The sequence below is a fragment of the Primorskyibacter sedentarius genome (assembly GCF_004342065.1).
Lineage (GTDB): Bacteria > Pseudomonadota > Alphaproteobacteria > Rhodobacterales > Rhodobacteraceae > Primorskyibacter > Primorskyibacter sedentarius.
The window spans coordinates 1-18,803 of the sequence record NZ_SLZU01000027.1 but is presented as its reverse complement, the minus strand read 5'-3'; the positions used below and the strand labels follow the sequence as shown (position 1 = coordinate 18,803).

Below are 18,803 nucleotides of genomic sequence, written 5' to 3'. Positions count from 1 at the left end.
GCGGGACGCAACCCGGCGGCATCATCAAACGGGAGGACTTTATGACATTAATCCAGGCAATGGTGCGGGGAATTGCCGCGGCTTCGGTCGCCGCGACCCTTGGCACGGTCACGCTTGTCGCAAGCGCGACACCGGCGGCGGCAGAATTTCCGACCAAGCCGATCCAGGTCTATGTCGGCTATCGCCCAGGCGGGCGCACCGATACCGTGGCGCGCAAGATCTCGACCTATATCAATGAGAACAACCTGCTGCCACAGCCGCTGGTCATCGTGAACGTGCCCGGCGCGGCCTCGGCCAATGCGGCGCGCGAAGTCTTGAGCGCAGAGCCCGATGGCCACACCATCATGATGTGGTCGCACAGCATCCTGGTCTCCAACGCCCTTGGCGTGAACGAGCTCCACCCCGAGGACTTCACCTCGCTGGGCTTCACCGGCGGCGGCAGCCCGGTCTGGACCGTGCGCGACGACGCCCCCTACCAGACGCTGGAAGAGCTGATCGGCGCCCTGCGCGCCGAGCCGCAAAGCCTGACCGAGGCGGTGGGCATCGGCACCGTGCCGCATATCGTGGGTCTCATGCTGGCCGGGAAGGCCGGGTTCGAGACCCGCCTGATCGGCGCACCGGGTGGCGCCGACCGCCTGGCGCGGCTGTTGGGCGGCAATGCCGATATCGCGTTGTTTTCCGGGTCGGAATACCTCAGCTACAAGCCCAACGGCATCCGCGCGCTGACCTACTTCGGCGCGAACCGGCTGCCTGCGATTGGGGATGTGCCCACCGCCAAGGAACTTGGGTATGACGTGGTCTGGGCCAACCCGCTCTACTGGCTGGCGCCCGACAACCTCGATGCGGAAGCGGAAGAGATGATCACCACTGCGCTGCAGACCGCCGTGGAAAGCGACGAAATGCAGGCCTGGTTCGCCGAGAACACGCTTGAGCCCTATTGGACCGATGGCGCGGCCGCGCTGGCCAGCTCGCTCGACGTCCTGGCGCGGCTGAAGGTCGTGGCGGAAGAGGCCGGGCTAGGCAACTGAGCCCGCGCCATTCCATCCCTCGCCCGCGTGCCCACCGCGCGGGCGAGACCAATTCCAAGGGGGGAGACCATGGAAACATCTGCTGCAAACCCGAAGATCGAACTGGCGCTGGCGCTGGCGCTGATCGGCTTTTCCGGGGTGATCTTCGTCGGCGCCGCCGGCCTGCCCGAACCTCGGTTCGAACCATTGGGATCGGCCGCCGTGCCGCGCATGCTGGCCGGGTTGATGGCCTGTCTCTCGGCCATCTGGGTGATCCGCCTGCTACCCGCCCTGCGGAAGGCCCACCCCGCGCCCGCCGCGCCCCTTGACCCAGAGGCACCCAAGCCCCACCCCGGGCTGGCCGTTGCGGTGCTGCTCGCGGTCTTTGCCTTTGTCGCGGTGATGGATTTCGGGCTGGCCAGCTTCAAGGTCGCGGGGATCGGCTTCGTTATCCTCTGCGGCTTCCTGCTGACCCACCGGGACCTGCGCAAGCTGCCCTGGATCGTCGGCTACGCGGTCGTCCTGGTCCTGGCCTGCGACTTTGCCTTCACGCGCTTCTTCTACATCAACCTGCCCTAAGCAGGAGGGACCGACATGCCATTCTTCGATGCGCTCTTCTACCTGTTGACGCCGCTGCCCTTTGTGCTGGTCTTCCTTGGCGTGGCTCTGGGGATCGTCGTGGGCTCGATCCCCGGGCTGACCACGACGATGCTGATCACCCTGACCCTGCCGCTGACCTTCTTCATGGACAGCGTGAACGCCATCATGCTGCTGGTCGGCATGTATGTCGGCGGGGTGTCAGGCAGCCAGATCTCGGCCACGCTGTTGCGGATGCCGGGCACGCCCTCGTCGATCATGACCACCTTCGACGGCTATCCCATGACGCAACAGGGCAGGGCGGCCCGCGCCCTGGGCCTGGGCATCACCGCCTCCTTCGTCGGCGGCATGATCTCCTTTCTCGTGCTGGCGCTGTTGGCGCCGCCGTTTTCGCGGCTGGCCATCACCTTCGGCCCCTGGGAATATTTCACCATGGTGCTGATGGCGCTGGTCATGCTGTCCAGTCTCAGCCAGGGATCGCTGCTCAAAGGGCTGATCGCCGCATGCCTGGGCATGCTGATCCACATGCCGGGGATCGATCCGTCGTCGGGTATGCCGCGGCTGACTTTTGGCGTTGATGCCTTCGAGGGCGGTCTGAGCCTCCTGCCGGTTCTGATCGGCGCCTTTGCCATCAGCCAGATCATCAAGGACATCATTAACATCGACGTCCGGCCACCCAAGGCCGACCTGGCCGAAGGCAGGATGCTGCTGTCGCTGGGCGACTGCCGCCGACACAGCGGCAATTTCCTGCGCTCCAGCCTGATCGGCACCTGGATCGGCATCCTGCCGGGGATCGGATCGAACATCGCCTCAATGCTCAGCTATTCCGCCGCCCGCAGCGCCTCGAAAGAGCCTGAGAAGTTCGGCACCGGGCATGAGCCGGGGGTTGTCGCCGCCGAGACAGCTAACAACGCGGCGGTGGGCGGGGCGCTGATCCCGTTGATCACCCTGGGCATTCCCGGCTCGGTGGTCGATGCCATCCTGATCGGCGCGCTGATCATTCACAACCTGGAACCCGGCCCGCTTCTGTTCATAAACGCTCCCGAGGTGGCCTATGGCGTGATCGCCGCCTACCTGGTGGGCAACCTGATCATGTTCGTGATCATGATGCTGGCGGTGCGCCATATCGCCAAGGTGCTCTATGTTCCGCGCGCCTTCTTGCTAACCTCGATCCTCGTGTTCTGCGTCATCGGCATCTTTGCCGTAGGCAATAGCTTCTTCGACGTCTGGGTGATGCTGGCGCTGGGGCTGCTGGGCTTCGTGATGGAGCGGGCAAAGATGCCGCTGGGCCCCTTCGTGATCGGCTTTGTCCTAGCCCCCATCGCTGAGGAACACCTGCGCTCCGGCCTGATGTCCACCGGCGGCAGCCTTGAGCCGCTCTTCACCCGGCCCTTCGCCGCCAGCTTCCTGGCCATCTCCATCGCTTCGCTCTGCTGGCCCGCCATCAGCACCTGGCTGCGCAAGCGGCGGGCCGGGGGCAAGGTGGCCCAGGGATGACACAATTCCAACAAAATCCACGCCCCAACATCCTCTGGTTCTGTGCTGACCAGATGCGGCATGATACAATCTCTGCCTTGGGCAACGCCGAAATCAGGACGCCCAACATCGACCGGCTGGCGGCGCGCGGCATGAGTTTCGACAATTGCTATGTCCAGAACCAGATCTGCACCCCCAGTCGTGCCAGCTTTCTCACCGGACGCTATCCGGCGGCCCATCGAGTCTATCGCAACGGCAATGCCTATTTCCCCGAGACTGAACGGCTGGTCACCAAGACTCTGGCCGATGCGGGCTATGATTGCGGGCTGATCGGCAAGCTGCACCTGTCCACCGCCACCCGGCTCGAGGCGCGGCCCGACGATGGCTATCGCATGTTCGACTGGTGTCAGAATCCCGGCTGGGAGAAGGTGCAGGGAAGTAACGGCTATTGGCACTGGCTGCGTGATAAGGGGCTACGCCCGGAGGACATGTTTCCCGGCAAGCCGCCGTATCTTTCGATCGGTGTCCCGGCCGAACTGCACCAGGCGGCCTGGATCGCCGACCGTGCCATCAACTTTGTCGAGGAGGCCCGCGACGGCCCTTGGATGCTGAGCCTCAACCCCTTTGACCCGCATCCACCCTTCAACCCGCCGCCCGAGGCGATGGCGCGCTTCCGTGATGGCGGCGGGTTGACGCCGCCCCTGTTCCGCGACAGCGACATTGCCCATCAGGCGCGGTTTGCAGATGTGCGGAGCCAGAAGCGTCGCGCCGTCAATCCGATGCTCAGCGCTGTCGCCCGCGCCGCACATGTCATCCCCGAGGGTGACGAACGCGGCGCCAGACCGCCCGAAGAGTTCGACGGCATGGCGGTCAAGGCTGCCTATTACGCGATGATAGAGAACCTGGATCATCAGTTCGGGCGCATTCTCGACCACCTGGAATCCAGTGGCCAGATCGACAATACGGTGATCATCTTCACCAGCGACCATGGAGAGATGCTGGGTGATCACGGTTTGCTCTACAAAGGCTGCCGCTTTTTCGAAGGGCTGGTACATGTGCCGCTGATCATCGCCGGGCCGGGTGTGCCTCGAGGGCAGCGGTCGCAGGCGATGGTCGAAAGCATCGATATTGCGCCCACGCTGCTAAACCTCGCCGGGATCGACATCTCCGACACCATTCAGGGCCAAAGCCTGACCGGCACGGTCTTTGCCGGCGCGGCGGCGCACAAAGACACGGTGGTGACGGATTTCAACGACTCGCTGGGCTCAAGCGAGGTGACCCAAGACACCCGCGCCTCGATGACCTGTGACGGGCGATACAAGCTGGTGGTCTATCATTCGCATCCCGGGCTGGGCGAGTTGTTCGACCTGCGCGAAGACCCCGGGGAATTTCATTGCCTGTGGCGTGATCCGGGGTATGCCGGGCTCAAGTCCGATCTGATCGCGCGGCACCTCGACCGGATGATGGGCACGCTCGACGCCGGGCCGCCACGGGTGGCCCCGGCCTGATATGGCGCAGCTCGACTTCTACATCACCATGCGGTCGCCCTATTCCTACCTGGCGGCGGACCGCGTGGTCGCGCTGGCGGATCGAGCAGGCGTGAAGTTGCACCTGCGACCCGTCTATCCGATTGCCCTGCGCGACCCGGGGTTTTTCGAAAACGGCGACCCGGCCAAGCTGACCTACCTGCGGCGCGATGCGGAACGGGTGGCGGCGATGGAGGGCATTGCCTTTGGCTGGCCCGTCCCGGACCCGGTGCTGCAGGACCTGGACACCGGAAAGGTGGCCCCCGACCAACCGCATATCCGCCACCTCAGCCACCTTGTCGCGGCGGCCTGCCTGACGGGGCGGGGTGTGGCGGTGTACCTGGCGCTGTCCCGCCTCCTGTTTAATGGCGGACCAAGTTGGACCGCGCCGGGCAGAATCGATACCGCGCTGGCGACCCGCGGCCTTGATCCGACGGGTTTTCGCAGCCAAGCCACGGCGCTTGCCCCCGACTGCGAAGCGCTGTTGCAGGCCAATGCCCGGGCGCTGCGGGCGGCAGGTCATTGGGGCACACCAAGTCTTGGCTATGGCGGTGAGATTTTCTTTGGCCAGGACCGGATCGACATGTGCGCATGGTTCATGGTGCGCAGGCAGGTCTAGGCTGAGTCTCGGCGGATGATTTCGAAACCCAGATCCGTGACCTGGTTGGTATAGGTGCCGGATTGCAGCAGTTCAGCCAATGCATCCGCGGTCAAATCGCCAATGCGCCGCTCGGGCACCACAACGCGGCTCAGCCGTGGAGATACGTAGTCCGCGAAATAGGGGTTACCGAAGGCAAGAACGCTGACATCCCGAGGCACTTGCTTGCCCTGTGCCACAAGCTCGGAGACGCAGATCAAGGCGAGAACATCGCCGTTCGCATAAATGCCGTCGATCTCGGGGCTGCGCTCAAGCAGGCCCCGAATGGCCTGGCTCATCTCTTCCGGGGTATCGTGCAAGGCCACATAACGCGTGTCGCAATCGTGCAGGCCGGCATCGGAAATCGCCTTGCGGAACCCGGCAATCCGCCGCGCCGAGCGGGGCCGGCGCGGCGCGTAAAACAATGCGAGGTTGCGCCGACCCGACCCGATCAGGCATTCCGCTGCGCCATACCCCAGCCGGAAATTGGAGAACCCGATCATCGTCTGAATGGGCGCTCCGTCGACTTCCCATATCTGGATCACCGACACGCCGGAGGCTGCAATCAGGGCGCGCGTATTATCCGACTGGTCATTGCCGCTCAGGATCAGGACCGACGCCCGACGCCCGAGCATCTGGCGGATCAGATCGCTTTCCTTGTCCGCGTCATAGCCGGTGACGCCAAGGATAATTTCTTGCCCGTTGTTCAGCGCGACTTCGCTGACCTTCTCGATCACGTGGCCAAAGCCCGAATCGACCGCAGGGACGATCATGGCGATCAGCCCGCTTTGATTTGTACGCAACGTCCGGGCGGAAATATCCGGCACATAGCCGATGGTCCGCGCGGCCATCTTGACCCGATCAACCGTTTTTTCCGACACTTGGTCGGGCCTGTTTAGAGCCCGCCAAGCCGTGGCCCGGGACACCTGGGCCGCTTTGGCCACGTCCTCTATCTTCAGCATGCCTTGTTTCAAAACGACGTCATTTCAATTGCTTGCCTCACATTTTCAAGGCCTCTCCCGAAGGCAAGAACTGCCATTTTCAGTCTTCTGAAGTGTCTTGTTCAGAAAGCAGAAGGTCAAGGGCTGGTTTTTTCTTGAGATTGGTTGGTCCAAAATGATTGACCTACCAAGAATGATCATCGATGATCATAGCACATTCAGATCAATTGGGGATCAGCTTCAGTGTTTTCGGAATTCATTTCAGGCGCGCTTCTGGTCTTTGAATGGCCAGCCTTCGGATACTTGCTTTTGGGGATCCTCGTCGGCCTGTGGCTGGGGGCAGTGCCGGGACTTGGCGGAGGCCTGGGCATCGTGCTGGCCCTGCCGTTCACCTATGGGATGGAGCCGGCACAGGCCATTGCACTGCTGCTGGGCATCTACGCGGTCACCGCCACCTCGGATACCATCCCCTCGGTCATGTTGGGCATCCCCGGCACCGCGTCGTCGCAGGCGACCGTGCTTGACGGCCATCCGCTGGCCCGGTCGGGCAAGGCTGCGCGGGCTTTTGGTGCGGCCTTTACGGTTTCGGCTTTTGGCGGCATCTTCGGCGCGTTGATGTTGGCAGTTTCGCTGCCGCTGGCCCTGCCAATCATCCTGAAATTCAACAATCCCGAACTGTTCATGCTGGCGGTCGCGGGGTTGGTCATGGTTTCATCGCTCAGCGGGGCGTCGCTGGTGAAAGGGCTGATCGGCGCCTGTCTCGGGCTGTTGCTGTCGACGGTCGGCTATGCCGATGACGCCTCGATCCCGCGGTATTGGCTGGGCACGCCCTATCTGTTGGACAGCCTGCCGCTGATCCCGGTGGTGCTGGGATTGTTCGCCGTGCCCGAGCTCATGGACCTGGCGCTGCGCGACAGTTCGATCTCCAGGGTCGACAACCGCGACGGTGGCTCGGGCGAGATGATGGCCGGGGTGCGCGCGGCCCTTCGCGAATGGTGGCTGGTGCTGCGGTGTTCTGCAATCGGGGTCTATATCGGCATGATCCCGGGGCTGGGCGGCGCTGTCGTGGACTGGATTGCCTATGGCCACGCCTTTCAGTCCAGCAAGGACAACAGCCGCTTCGGCAAGGGTGACATTCGCGGTGTGATTGCGCCCGAGGCGGCAAATAACGCGGTGCGCGGCGGGGCGCTCATCCCGACCGTGGCCTTTGGCATCCCCGGATCGGCGATGAACGCCCTGTTGCTGTCAGCGCTGCTGATCCAGGGCTTGCAGCCCGGGCGCGCCATGCTGACCACCAATCTGGACATCACCTTTTCCATGGTCTGGACGATTGCCATCGCCAATGTGCTGGCGGCTGGGGTGTTGATGGTCTGGAGCGGCTATATCGCCCGGCTTGCTTTTCTTCCGTCGCATTGGATCGTGCCCGGAGTGATGCTGTTTGTCCTGATGGGGGCCTGGTCAGCCAATTTCCACACCGGTGACTGGGTGTCGCTGCTGGCGTTCTCGGCCATCGGCTTCGTGATGAAGCGCGGCGGTTGGGCCCGACCGCCGGTGATCCTGGCGTTCATCCTTGGCGGGTTGATGGAAAACTCGTTTCTTCTGAGCTGGAAAATCCATCAGGGGGTTGGCTGGCTGACGCGTCCGATCGTCGTGGTTCTTGGGATCGTGGTGGTGCTGACCATCGCATTCGCCATCCGCACCGCGCGCAAGAAGGCGACCACGTCAACGGGCAACGCGAGCCTGAGCGATGCCGACGACGAAGAGGACATGACCCTGTCTCTGCTGACGGCGGTGTTGCTGGCGGTTGTCTTCGCCGGGGCCTGCCTGGCCGCTTTGGCCTGGCCGACGTTTGTACGGGCCTTTCCGCTGATCGCCGCGGTGCCGGGTCTGGGGCTCGTGCTGGTCCTGCTGTCCGGACAGAGCCGTCGCTTGGCACGTGTGCCCGGGGCGGTGAAAGTGGCCCTGCAAGCGACGATTGCCGACACCACCAACCGCAAGGCGGCGATGTTCTTCGGCTACTTGCTGGCGCTGTTCGCGGCGGCGCTGTTCATCGGCCAGAAACTGGCGATCCCGGCTTTTGTGGCGATCTACCTGCTGCGGTGGGGGCGTTTTCGCGGGGCAGCGGTCGCGGGATATGCCTGCGTTTGCTGGGCGATCCTCGTGCTTTTTTACGACCGCCTTGTCCATATTCTCTGGATCCGGCCGGTTTTGGCCCAGCCAATTGACGGGCTCGTGCCCGATTGGCTGCCCCTTTGGCTGATCCATTGACACCAACCCGAAACACCAAGGAGGAGACCAATATGTCCATCAAACAAAAGGCGCAGTTCTTGGCCGTTGCCCTGGCCCTGGCGGGGGCGGCAACCGTCGCGCAGGCTCAGGATTTCGCGGGCAAGATCATCACCATCATCAACTCCAACCCGCCGGGCAGCGGTGGCGACCTGCACGGGCGGATTTTCGCGAAGTACTTTGGCCGCCACTTGCCCGGCACGCCCGAGGTGATCGTGATCAACAAGACCGGCGGCAGCGGGGCCGCGGCGATGAATTTCGTCTATGAGACCGGCACGAAGGACGGCACTACCCTGTGCTATTGCGGGTTTGATGCCGCGGCCGTCATCGCCGAGGCACCGGGCATTCGCTATGTGCCGGAGAACATGGACATCATCGGCAGCGCGGTGACAAACCTCGTCTTTGCTGCCCGCAAGGACAGGGTACCCGACCCCGCCAGCCTCACAGACGACAGCGCCTTGCTGATAGGCGGACGCGGCGCGGGCAGCGCGATGGGCACGATGGGGAACCTCGGGTTGCGGGTTTTGGATGCCAACTATCGCTACATTCCGGGGTATGGCGGATTTTCCAAAATTTCCGCTTCCATGCTTGCGGATGAGGTGCATGCCGGCCATGCAGGCCTGTCCGGATTCCTGCGGTTCTTTGGCTGGGATCACGAAGACATCGGCGCGGTGTACTACCACCCGGTCTTTGACGCCCAGGGAGCGGAACTGCCCCGGGACAGTGCCAGCCTGCCGGAAACCCTGCCCAGCATTTCCGAGTTGCACCAGTCCCTGCATGGGGTCGCGCCTTCGGGCCAGTGGTGGGATGCCTATGTCTGGTATCGCTCCAAGATCATGTCGGCAACGATCGCGCTAACCACCCCCCCGGGGCTGGAACCGGGGCTAGTGGACGTGCTGCAAGACGCCTTTCAAAAGACGACCTCAGACCCCGAATACCTGGCGGAATACCGCGAAACGATTTCCGAGCCACCGACCTTCAACTCGACGGAAATGTCCGAAAGCCTGTTCTCCGGGTTCCGTGACATGCCCGCGGGCGTGGCCGAGGCGTTGCAGGAAATCGTGAGCGAATAGAACCGGACCGCACGTCCCGGGCCGCGCTGATTGCGGCCCGGCCAGACCTTTTCAAACAGGAAACCAAACATGTCTCTTTCCGACACCCGATGGCGTGGCGTCTATGTCATTGTCACCACGCCCTTTAATGATGACCTGAATCTCGATCTGCACGGATTGCGAAACGTGGTCCGATTCAACCTGAACTGCGGGGTGCATGGGCTGGTTGCGCCCGCGAACGCCAGCGAAGTCGCCTACCTGTCCGACGAAGAGCGCAAACTGGTGGTCCAGATCATCACCGATGAGGCCGGGGGCCGGGTTCCCGTCATCGCGGGCGTGTCCAGCAGTTGCGCCAAGCTGGCGGTGGCCCATGCCAGGGTCGCCGAAGGCGCGGGCGCGGATGGCATCCTTGCCATGCCGCCGACCTTTCAAAGAGCGACCCAGCACGAGATTGTCGACTATTTTCGCCAGATCGCTGCGGCGACCCGTTTGCCGATCATGCTTCAGAATTATGCCGGGGCCGGCGGCACGTCCTTGTCCCCCGCGGCGATCCTGTCGCTGGTCGAAGCGATCCCGCAAATCGAATACGTGAAGGAAGAGACGCCCTTCTCCAATACCTACATCTCGGAAATCCTGGCCCTTGCGGGGGACCGGATCAAGGGGGTGATGGGCGGGATTGCCGGCATCAATCTGTTCGAGGAACATGCCCGGGGCGCCTGTGGCACGATGCCGGCCTGTGAATCGCCGGACATTCACGTGGCCCTGTGGGCGGCACTGGAACGGCAGGATGCCGAAGCCGCGCGTGAGATCTTCGAAGCCCTGCTGCCGCTTTTGTCTTTCGAGGCGCACTACGGCATTGCCACCTACAAATCCGTTCTGGCCCGACGCGGGGTCATCGCCGCGTCCGGATTTCGCCAGACCGGAGCGCAGCCCTTGGATGCGGTCGCCTCGGCCCGGCTTGACACCATCCTGAACAGGTTGGCGCCGCTGATGCACAAGGATTACCGCCCGGCCCGCGAAGCAGCCCTGACATGAGGACACCGCGATGACCGCCACGGAACACAGCCGCATCCGGGATCATGTGACCCATGTCTGCCAGGTCTCGGCCAAGACGGCCTGGCTTTTCCTGGAAATCCGCATGGACAACGGGATGACCGGGACAGGAGAGCTGTCGCATTTCGGGATCGAAAGCGGCGTCTTGCAATACCTGTCCGGGGCCATGCCATCCCTTGTCGGCCTGACCCTGTCCGAGGCGATGACGCATCTGGCGCAGCGGCGCAAGCGGATGCGCGATGCCATGTCGAGCCACGTTAACAGTGGCGTCGAACAGGCCTTGGTGGATGCCCGGGCCAAGGGCCTGGGTCTGCCCGCGACGGAACTGCTTGGTGGACGACAGCGTGATCGGGTCATGATGTACGCCAATATCAACCGCGGCACGTCGGACCGCACGCCCAACGGCTGGGCCGCGCGTGCCCAGGCAGCCGTGGCGGCGCAATACGCCGGGATCAAGATCGCGCCGTTTGACGGCGTGAATGCCGCCGATCCCCTGTCCGGCAGCAGCCGCGCGAGGATCGATCATGGGCTGGCCTGCATCGCGGCGGTGCGGGATGCGATCGGGCCGGATGTTTATTTGAACGTCGATCTGCATGGGCGCTTCAACCGGTGGACGGCACTTGACCTGATCCGCGAGATGGCGACCTGGGACGTTCATTGGATCGAAGCCCCGATCCACGAAGGGCTGGGCGCGCTGGACGATTGCCGCGCGATCCGGCAGGCGGCGAATGCCGCAGGCATCCGTGTGGCGGGTGCCGAGGAAATTCCGAGCCTGGCCGATGTGGCCGCCTTCATCCGGGCCGGGGCGTTGGACGTCTTCATGCCGGACCTTCGCTCCTGCGGCGGGGTGTTCGAAGCCTGCGACATCGCCAACCTGGTGACGCAGTCAGACTTGGAGTTTTCCGTTCACAACCCCGCCGGACCGGTGCTGGATGCAATCTCGCTCTGCGTGGCCGCCAGCGCGACCGCGACCACCATGATCGAACGGCAATTCGACGAAAGCCCGGCCTATGGCACCGCTTTGACCACACCGCCGGAAACGCCCGTGGATGGCGCGATTTCGATTGGTGCCGCGGCGGGGTGGGGGATCGCGCTGAACCATCACGTTCTGGACCCGTCAGGGGGGGTCCGGTTCGCCGGGGTGGATCATTTTGGGTTGTCCGGTTCCGGGCCGTTCAGTTGACGGGCGGACGCGACAACTCCCCCAATCGCCCTGTTGAGCGGATAGGCACAAGCGGTCAATCTTGTGCCAGCGAGGTTTGGCCGACCGGGGGCGATTTCTTGCTGACTGCACGCGCGTCCGGTGTTTCGGCGTGGATCCGCTGCTGCTAAACTCTGGGCCAAGAACAAGAGTGCGGCAAGAATCGCGCGACAATCGAGCAGGAGCATTCCCACCGTGTCATCACGATACGCGCAGGATCGGCGTGCCAAAGCGCCGGTCACCGTAAAGCCGTTTCAGATCAGGGGCCATGTCGATCTAACAGTTCTTGGAGGACTTCAGGTCGACCAAGCTGGGGTGTTGTCACGTTAACGGGCCTGAGGTTGCTGGTGCATTGATCTGGGCGTAGGCGGTGTCGATGCAGGCATTGAAAATCAGCTACAAGCGCCACCGGTTTTCACCTCAGCCATTGCTCATGTTGTCTGGCTCTACGCCCGGTTCAACTTGAGCCTGCGCGAGGTCGAGGAGTTGATGCTGGAACGTGGCGTGGACGTTTCGTATGAAACGATCCGGCGCTGGACCGTCAAGTTCGGCCCGCTGATCGCTCACGTTCTACGGCGACGGCAGCCGCGCCCCGGCGATGTCTGGCATCTGGACGAAGTCGTCGTGAAGATCGCGAGCCAGTCATACTGGCTCTGGCGCGCCGTCGACCAAAACGGCCTTGTTCTTGAAGAAATCCTTCAACCGAGGCGAGACAAACGCGCCGCAAAGCGGCTTTTGATCAAGCTGATGAAACGTTGGAGCTTCGTGCCCAAAAGGATCATTACGGACAAATTGCGATCCTATGGTGCCGCAAAACGCGAGGTCGCGCCCAGCCTTGATCATTGGTCCCACAAGGGGCTCAATAACCGTGCAGAAAACAGCCATCTCCCCTTCCGAAAACGAGAGCGGGTGATGCAGGGTTTCCGATCGCCGAGTAGTTTACAACGCTTCGTCTCGATGCAATCTGCAATCCGTAATTCCTTCTCTGTACCAGCCCGCGGGCGTTCCGCCCTCACCATCCGCTACCATCGGCTAGAAGCATTCGAGGCGTGGAAATCTGCGGCAAACGTTGCTTAATCAACGATCGGCATGCCAACTTGCAAGCTCGGCGAGTTAACGTGACACCACCCAACAGACTCCTGTCACTTGTTCCCGTCGATCCATTTCGACATCAGGCCCTTGTCGCGGAAGCACTCGTCCGGGACTGCCCGTCGCTTGATCCGGGCAAGCTTTTCGGCAAAGGCGACCTGCTTTGATGTCGGGCGGCTGTCTTGCGTGACAGGTTTCAGTTTTGCCTGGGCCTCGATCCAGGCACTGAGGGACCGGCGATCCTGTTGGACTTCCCAGGGCAGATGGGTCCGGTTGCGCGATGCGAGCGCGCGCGCATAGGCGATCTGCCTTGGCGTGGCGGGCAGGGCATAGCTGGTGTTTTCCATCCGGTAACTCCCTTTCTGGGTCGTTAATTAAATAGAACATAAAGGGAACAAATTCAAGATGGCGCTCGAGATCATGAGGTCTGAGACGCAGGAGGAGGGCGGGGCGCGTCAGGCCCGAGGCTGCCCGACAGAGGGTGTCCGGGGGTGATTGTTGTCGCTCATGCCGGAGCTGAAGTGTGTCTCTTGCGGAGGCGGCAGCCTGTTGGGCTGCAGGGCCTATTGAAGGGCGCGTGCTGGATGGGCCGCTCGCCGCCCCGGCGACAGCTTCCACACGCTGTGTCGCACCGTCTTTGCATTGCGCCGCAGCCAGTTGCCTGTGGGGTCAAAGCAGGGTTTTAAATTGAACAATGTCTCGCAACATTGTATGTAGGGGTAGCAGGATATGTAGTTTGTGATACAAATTCGCGTTGGAGCCTGATGGCACGTAAATCGTTCGCCTCGAAACACAAGAAAGACGCCTCCAACATGCTGTTGGAAGGGGCATCAGCCAAAGCCGTTGCGGCCAAGTTTGGCGTCCACATCTCGACGATCTACGCTCTGCGAAAGGATATGGGCCATGGCCACACGAAAGCGGACCGGGCGTCCCACGTGGTCCATATTCGCCTGTCGGAGGAAGAATTTCAGGCCCTGAACGCTTTCGTAACAGACGCGGGCTTGCCGTCGCGGACTGCGGCGTTGAGGTCGCTGATCCGCGGGGCCACTGGTTTTCTGGAACTGCGGCGTGAAGACTATCTCGATCTTTCCGAAGCCCGGGCGGAGCTGAAGGCGCAGGGGCGCAACCTGAACCAGATCGCTTTCGCTCTGAACAAGGCCGCATTGAAGGGCGGAGCGCGGCTCACAGAGCAGGACAAAGGCTTTCTTGCAGATCTGAAACGCTCCTACGCGGCGCTCGATGCGCGGCTGTCGTCGGCGTTTCGGGAAGTCCGCCAGAAGGGCAGGGCGGCCCTTCATACCGGCGATCGCACATGACGGCGTCCAGCTTCCTTGATGAAATTCTGATCCGGGCCAATCGCGGCATGGGCCAGACGGCGGTTGGTGGCGGCGCAAAGCCGCGCGCTGAGCGGGTCTGGAAAAGTCTCACATCGACGGGCAGTGCCTTCGTGAAGCGTATTCCCGGCGCGGGCGTGCAGCACACCAAGCAGCTTGCGGGGCAGCTCGCCTACGTCAATGGCAAGGCCAAGGGGACGTTCGGCTTTGCGACGGGTATTCATGCCGAAGGCGACGTCTTCGAGCAGGCCGATCTTGACCAGCTCATGAGCGCCTGGTCGCAGGATTGGAAAGGGCGCCCCCGCAACGGCCACACGAGCCACATGGTCTTGTCGTTTCCCGACGATGTGTCCCAGGACGCCGCTTTCATGGTCGCGCAGCAATGGTGTGCGGAAATGTTCGAGGAGGAGGTGCATGTTGCTGATGCTTGGGAGTATGTCGCAGCGCTCCACACCGATACTGCAAACCCCCATGTCCATATCATCCTGAACAATCGGGGGCTTGGCGGCACATGGTTTTCCATATCGTCCGAAGGGTTCTTCACCCCGCAGATGATGCGCGACCGCATGACGGATATTGCGGACGAGTACGGCCTCCGGCTCGAAAGCCTGAGCCGTGCCGACCGCGGGCTTTATGGCAAGCCCATCACCAGCGAAGAGCTGCACGCAAAGCGCGAGGGGCGCACCCTTTCGACGGAGGCTGTGGAGGCTGACATCACCGCCGATTGGCGCAGAGACGACATGCGGCGCACGGCCGAGCTTTACGCCACCCTGGCGGATTTTGCCCTGACCATCGGCGCTCCGATGATTGCGAACCGTGCGTATATTTCATCAGCCGCCTTGCTCGCGGGCGAGGACATCCCGAAAGGACCGATGATGGAAATTGAACTGGATATCAATGCCGACCGTCAGGACATCCGCAGGTCGCTGATCGGTTGGGCAGAGCAGAACCGAGAGCAGATCGAGGCGTTGTCCGACGGGGAACGCGCGCAGATCATGGGGACGATCGACGCGGCCCTGAACATCATCGAAACGGATGTGACGCCCGATCTGACCGAAGACACGATCTGGCCCGGCTTCAAGGCCACGCCGTCGTCCTATCTCATTGCGAATGTCGGCGCCTTGGAAGCGCGCGCGGCGCTTTATGTCGATGAGGATGACACCGATCTGTTGCGTGAATTCGTGAATGAAAACGTGCTCGATACCTATCTGGTCACTGGCGAGGTGCCGTCCAGATTTGCCGCCGTGATGCCCGCCGTGGCCGAGGCTTACGAAGAGATGCACAGCCACCGGCTTGAGGAAATCCCCAAGGAGATGAAATCCTACGTCAGGCAGGCCGCCGCTCTGGGGATTGATCCGTTGCAAATGCAGGAACGGCTTATCAACGCCGTTGATGATCCGATTGAGAATGCCAGGATGGAACGCGAGGACATTGCGAAGATCGTGGCTGCGCGCGGCGTGACGGTTTTCGACGGCAGAACGAGAGCGGTCGCGTATGAGGGTCTAGAGGCCGAACGCCGCAAGACGCTCCAAGAAGTCGAAAACGGCGTGCGCGCAGAGTTCGATGATGCTGGCTTTGGCGTCTACACGACATTTGAGCCGCTGGTTGTTGCGCGCCACTCCGAGCCGCGCGATCCGACCGGAGTGGCCAAAGCTGCCCTTGATCTTCATGAGCGGCGCGAACGCGGAGACTTTGACGTCACCGACAGCGCACGGGCCGACGCGCTGCTGAGAGACACGGTGGACCGCTCCGATGCGTTCTTCCGCGGCGCCGAGCTCAGCGACGAACAGCAGGCCCAGATTGACGCAATGCGGAGTGCTATTCAGGAACGGCGCGATCTGGAGGACGCGACGATCAAAGCTGGCATCGACGCCGAGGTGCGCCGTCTGCGGGCCAAGGGCTACAGCCACGCCTATATCTCCGAACGCAGCACGGAGATTGAGGGTGACGTTGTAGCGGGGCTCGGGCGAGCAGATGCGGCGCCGAACGATGCGAGCGCGTATGTTGCTGCCTATCGTCAGGCCGAACGCGACTACCGGGAATTGCAGCTCGAACTTGGCAATGTCGAAGAAAGGATCATCGCAAACAGCAAGGTCTATGATCGCGACGGTGTTGCGCGGGTTCTCCAGGATATCGCAAGCACAGCCGCCACCACGGGGCGCGCCGATCTGGCCGACAGCGTAGTCGGCCGACATGTGTTGACCGCCTTTGTCGCCCTGGAGGGCAGGGGGGCCATGCAGGAGATCGCCTCCGGCAATGTGGATTCCCTTTCCGAATATATCGACACCCCCGCCAACCAGCGGCTTGCGGCGAAGGAGCTGCTCAAGAACGCGAAGTCAGTCGATGTCGGGCTGTCGCTTGATGAGATCGAGGCGGGCCTTGAGGCGGTCGATCCCAATTATTCGCGGGGCAGGGGATATTCGATATGAGACTGTTTATCGCAAGCCTGCTGGCTGTCCTGTGCGGCCTGGTTGCCGGATCCGTCCTTGCCAGTGTCTATCTGACAGTTGCCTTGCGGCGAGACATTCTGACAACCGATCTCCTGCTGCATTACCAGACGATGAAGGATGGGCTTTGGAGCGCGCAGCCTTACCTGACGGGGCATTTCATCGTGGCGGGATGCGTTGCTTTGTTTCTGGTCGTCGGTGTCGCGACGGTCATCTGGGACAGGTTGGTCAGCTACGGACAGCGGCGCTTTCAATCCTTGTCCAGCCTGCGCCGCAACAAGATGGTTCAGCCGGTTGGTTACGGCTTTGTCCTGGGCGAGCAGATCCCTCCGCCCGCGCAGCGTCCTGACCGTCCGATCAAGGTCAAGGCGTCAAGCAACCACCTGACAGATGCCTTGCCGTTCCGTGTTCGCAAGCTGCGCTATATTGCAGCCAGTTACAGTTCGGTCAGCAACGTGCTGATGGTTGCCCCCACCCGATCCGGAAAAGGTGTCGGCTTCGTCATTCCCAACGCCCTGACCTTTCCCGGCTCGATGGTCGTGCTGGATGTGAAAGGCGAGCTTTGGGATGAGACCGCACGGGCCCGCGAACAGATGGGTGACAAGGTTTTCCGCTTCGCGCCGCTTGATTTCAAGAACCCGACCCATCAATACAACCCGCTGGCCCGGCTTTCAGACATTGAAGACATGGAGGAATTGTGGACGGGCCTTGAGCGGATCGCGCAACTGTTTCTCCAGTCAGACGGCAATCAGGACTGGCTCGAAGGCTCAATCCTGTTGTTCGTCGCCGCAGGCATCCTTGCTGTTCAGCGCGGCAATCCGACGATGGGCGAGATTTATCGCATCATCTTCGGAACAGGGCAGGGGCCCGATCTGGGCAAGTCCTCAGCCGACTTGCTTCACGCCGCAGCCAAGGAGTGCCAATACCCGCCAGCAGCCCGCGAGTTGAGCACCAAGGCATCGCTCGATCCGAAGATCCAGCAAAGCTATATTTCCATCCTGAGCGTTGCCGGCCTGGCGCAATGGGCCAACCCCAAGGTCGAGCGCGTGACACGTCGCAACGATTTTGATTTCACGCAGATGCGCCGCGAACCGACTTCGGTCTATCTGATGATCCTGTCCGAAGATATGCAGCGGCTCAATTCGCTCGTTCGGCTCTTCTTTGCGGACCTCATTTCTTTTCTTCGGTCGTCCAAACCCGGCGAGGATGAACCCCTGCCGATCTTCATGCTCCTGGACGAGTTCGATCAGCTTGGCCGGATGCCTCTGGTCGTTCAGGCCATGAAGCAGACAGCGGGCCATGGCGGCCGGTTTGCAATCGTCACGCAATCCATTCCCGGTTTGATTACCGTACCGTACAGCCCGGAGGAAATTCAGGCTATCGAAAGCGCCTGTCAGGTGAAGCTCTACATCGCGGCCAGCGAAGATCGCACCGCGAGCGAGTTGGAAACGGCTCTGGGCACGCGCACCGGATCGACACGGACACGAACGGAAGACATGCGGGCCGTTGGTTTTGGCGCAGGCAGTCTGACGCGGAGTACAGAGCATCGCCCGCTTTTGTCCAAGCAGGAAATCCGTGACATGGACCCCGACAAGATCATTATCCTGCCGGAACGTCAGGACCCGATCCTGGCTGACCGGATCAAGTATTACGAGTCGCGCGAAATCCTGAAAATTCACAAAGCCCAGGACGGTTACGATTACCCCTACCCGAAGGTCGATCAGGCAGCGACGTCCATGACCATGACGGACGTTCGGAAGGCGGCAAGGGATGCAAAGGCCGAAGAAGACGTCACTACCCAGGCAGCGATTGACGATATGGCAGCAAGCCGCAGTGCCAGGACCGCAGACCCGCTACACCGACGGGCCAAGCAAGCTGTCAAACGGGAGAGTGGTGGCAAGATGAGTCCCGAAGGCCACGCAGCTTTGCTAGAAACCGTAGCCGACGCCCAGGACCAGCTGAAGAAGAAGCACGGGCCGGAGGCCGCTTAGGCAGACGCTATCGGTGGTGTGTAGGGGAGTGTGAAACTCTGGGGCGAGGCAGCTGCCAATGCGTCGGCAAGTGTGAACGGCGGAGCAATACTCGGCCACGGTAGCGGCGGCGCAGTGCGGTCGCGGGCGGCGTAAAAGTCGTCCACTTTTGCCCTTTCCGAGAGGG

The 18,803-nt window shown here is 62.1% G+C and carries 15 protein-coding genes; 13 read left to right on the top strand and 2 right to left on the bottom strand.

Annotated features, from left to right (window positions below; translation table 11 throughout):
- Positions 1-41 precede the first annotated feature (41 nt).
- The 5 genes from EDD52_RS20860 to EDD52_RS20840 all read left to right on the top strand — a co-directional run bounded on the left by EDD52_RS20860 (position 42) and on the right by EDD52_RS20840 (position 5,225).
- Positions 42-1,028, top strand: a complete 987-nt coding sequence (locus tag EDD52_RS20860) for a Bug family tripartite tricarboxylate transporter substrate binding protein (protein ID WP_132248564.1) — start codon at positions 42-44, stop codon at positions 1,026-1,028.
- Between the two features lie 69 nt (positions 1,029-1,097).
- Positions 1,098-1,586, top strand: a complete 489-nt coding sequence (locus tag EDD52_RS20855) for a tripartite tricarboxylate transporter TctB family protein (protein WP_132248563.1) — start codon at positions 1,098-1,100, stop codon at positions 1,584-1,586.
- Positions 1,587-1,601: 15 nt separating this feature from the next.
- Positions 1,602-3,101 (top strand): tripartite tricarboxylate transporter permease, encoded by a 1,500-nt coding sequence (locus tag EDD52_RS20850; RefSeq protein WP_132248562.1) that lies wholly within the window; start codon positions 1,602-1,604, stop codon positions 3,099-3,101.
- The gene (locus EDD52_RS20845; RefSeq protein ID WP_132248561.1) at positions 3,098-4,588 is read left to right on the top strand and encodes a sulfatase family protein; all 1,491 of its coding nucleotides are present in this window, start codon (positions 3,098-3,100) and stop codon (positions 4,586-4,588) included. The genes EDD52_RS20850 and EDD52_RS20845 overlap by 4 nt, the downstream gene beginning before the upstream one ends.
- A 1-nt stretch (position 4,589) precedes the next feature.
- Positions 4,590-5,225 (top strand): 2-hydroxychromene-2-carboxylate isomerase, encoded by a 636-nt coding sequence (locus tag EDD52_RS20840; RefSeq protein ID WP_132248560.1) that lies wholly within the window; start codon positions 4,590-4,592, stop codon positions 5,223-5,225.
- Here EDD52_RS20840 and EDD52_RS20835 read toward each other — a convergent pair.
- Complete coding sequence (locus EDD52_RS20835; protein ID WP_132248559.1) at positions 5,222-6,205, bottom strand: LacI family DNA-binding transcriptional regulator; 984 nt, start codon at positions 6,203-6,205, stop codon at positions 5,222-5,224. The two genes, EDD52_RS20840 and EDD52_RS20835, sit on opposite strands and share 4 nt — an antisense overlap.
- Positions 6,206-6,427: 222 nt before the next feature.
- On the opposite strand from EDD52_RS20835, the gene EDD52_RS20830 reads away from it, so the two are divergent.
- The 5 genes from EDD52_RS20830 (at position 6,428) to EDD52_RS20810 (ending at position 12,853) form a co-directional block, all read left to right on the top strand.
- Complete coding sequence (locus tag EDD52_RS20830) at positions 6,428-8,452, top strand: tripartite tricarboxylate transporter permease (RefSeq protein WP_165907613.1); 2,025 nt, start codon at positions 6,428-6,430, stop codon at positions 8,450-8,452.
- Between the two features lie 32 nt (positions 8,453-8,484).
- Entirely contained in the window at positions 8,485-9,543 is a 1,059-nt protein-coding gene (locus EDD52_RS20825) for a type 2 periplasmic-binding domain-containing protein (RefSeq protein WP_132248557.1), read from the top strand.
- Positions 9,544-9,612: 69 nt separating this feature from the next.
- Positions 9,613-10,557: a dihydrodipicolinate synthase family protein gene (locus EDD52_RS20820; protein ID WP_132248556.1), complete on the top strand. Its 945-nt coding sequence runs from the start codon at positions 9,613-9,615 to the stop codon at positions 10,555-10,557.
- 10 nt (positions 10,558-10,567) lie between these two features.
- Entirely contained in the window at positions 10,568-11,758 is a 1,191-nt protein-coding gene (locus tag EDD52_RS20815; RefSeq protein WP_132248555.1) for an enolase C-terminal domain-like protein, read from the top strand.
- Positions 11,759-12,160: 402 nt separating this feature from the next.
- On the top strand, positions 12,161-12,853 hold the full coding sequence (locus EDD52_RS20810; protein ID WP_132248554.1) for an IS6 family transposase: 693 nt from the start codon (positions 12,161-12,163) through the stop codon (positions 12,851-12,853).
- A gap of 65 nt (positions 12,854-12,918) precedes the next feature.
- Here EDD52_RS20810 and EDD52_RS20805 read toward each other — a convergent pair whose 3' ends face one another.
- Positions 12,919-13,212: a hypothetical protein gene (locus EDD52_RS20805; protein ID WP_132248553.1), complete on the bottom strand. Its 294-nt coding sequence runs from the start codon at positions 13,210-13,212 to the stop codon at positions 12,919-12,921.
- A 417-nt stretch (positions 13,213-13,629) separates the two neighbouring features.
- On the opposite strand from EDD52_RS20805, the gene EDD52_RS20800 reads away from it, so the two are divergent.
- The 3 genes from EDD52_RS20800 to EDD52_RS20790 are packed head-to-tail and all read left to right on the top strand — an operon-like array spanning position 13,630 to position 18,637.
- Entirely contained in the window at positions 13,630-14,181 is a 552-nt protein-coding gene (locus tag EDD52_RS20800) for a hypothetical protein (protein ID WP_132248552.1), read from the top strand.
- Positions 14,178-16,628, top strand: coding sequence for a relaxase/mobilization nuclease domain-containing protein (locus EDD52_RS20795; RefSeq protein ID WP_132248551.1), 2,451 nt, complete (start codon positions 14,178-14,180; stop codon positions 16,626-16,628). The genes EDD52_RS20800 and EDD52_RS20795 overlap by 4 nt, the downstream gene beginning before the upstream one ends.
- On the top strand, positions 16,625-18,637 hold the full coding sequence (locus EDD52_RS20790; protein WP_132248550.1) for a type IV secretory system conjugative DNA transfer family protein: 2,013 nt from the start codon (positions 16,625-16,627) through the stop codon (positions 18,635-18,637). Before EDD52_RS20795 ends, EDD52_RS20790 begins: the two co-directional genes overlap by 4 nt.
- The last annotated feature ends 166 nt before the right edge of the window (positions 18,638-18,803 follow it).